The sequence below is a fragment of the Streptomyces sp. PA03-6a genome, from assembly GCF_033792765.1.
GTDB lineage: Bacteria > Actinomycetota > Actinomycetes > Streptomycetales > Streptomycetaceae > Actinacidiphila.
Genome location: NZ_JARAVK010000563.1, coordinates 1 through 1,236, shown reverse-complemented (window position 1 = coordinate 1,236; position 1,236 = coordinate 1). Strand labels below are relative to the sequence as shown.

At 71.8% G+C, this 1,236-nt stretch carries 1 protein-coding gene; it reads right to left on the bottom strand.

The features are described from left to right. Positions 1 to 1,069: DUF6777 domain-containing protein (locus PV350_RS46625; protein WP_500339312.1), on the bottom strand; the 1,069-nt coding region annotated here is incomplete at its 3' end. Positions 1,070 to 1,236: the final 167 nt, after the last annotated feature.

The window sequence follows — 1,236 nt, the reverse complement described above, 5'->3', positions numbered from 1 at the left end:
GCTTCTGGGGCTGTTCCGGGGTGTTGGGCGTGGCCGGGGGCTTGGGTTGCTCCTGCGTGCCTGGGGACTCCGGGGACTTCGGTTCCTCCTTCGGCGACTGCTCCTCGCTCTTCGGCGACTCTTCCTTCTTCGGGGATTCCCCTTCCTCCTTCTTCTGCTCCTCGCTCTTCGGGGACTCCTCCTTCGGCGACTCCTCCTTGCCCTTCTCCGGCGACTGCTCCTCCGTGCCCGGCGACTTGGGCTCCTCCTGCTTCTTCTCCTCGCTCGGCGGCGGCGCCGTCTTCCCCGGCGGTTCCAGCTGCGAGCCCGTGGACGGCGACGGAAGGACCGGCACCGGGGAGCCGGACGGCTGGCCCTTGGGGGGTTCGACCTTGTGGTCCTGCTTGCCCTCGACCTTGCCGCTGGGACGCTCGAACCAGCGCTTGCTGTCCTGGTCGTAGAGCGTGAGCGTCTTCATCGGCTTGTCGGACGGGACGACCGCCACCAGGCCGGCCGCGCGGAAGGTGTCCCACTGGCGGCCGCTGTACGTAGGCGTGCCGTTGACGGCGTCGGGCGAACTCAGCGGGTTGCCGCAGGTGCAGCGGACCACCGGGACGCCGTGGTCGTCGACCATGACGGGGGTGCCGGCCTGGAGGATCGCCTGGTAGTCGGTGGCCTGGCCGTCCTTGAAGCCGTGGCTGGTGACGCGGGTGTCCCAGTTGAGCTGAACCGGCGTCAGCGCGCGCAGGTGGGAGGGGAGGTCCTGCGGCTCGACCTTCAGGGTGTCGGCGAAGGCCGCGGTGCGGGCCGGGTCCTTGGTGAGGTACGCGATCTGCTTCTCGACGTCGCAGGCGGACTCGTTCTGCTTGCCGCTGTAAAGCCCCGGGTGGGCGCCGCTCACCTTGAGGGTGCCGCCCGGGGCCGAGGACTCGTTGGGGGTGATGGTGGGGGTGACCGCGGTGCCCGATTCGCCCGCCGTGGAGGGGGTGAAGGGGTCCGGGCCTGCCGCGGAGGCGTTCTGGAGGAAGATCTCGCCGCCGCCCTTGGTGCCGCCCAGGAACGAGAAGGCGAAGATCACCGCGACCGCCACGACCATCGCGGTGCCCGCGGTGACGAGGGTCCGGCGGGCCCGCCACCACGGGGCGGGGGGTCCGCGGTGGCGGCCGGGTTCTCCGCCCGGTGGACCCGGTGGGCCCGGTGGTCCTGGTGGTGGCGGCGGGCCGGGGGGTGGCGCCGCCACCACCAGGACCACCGGGC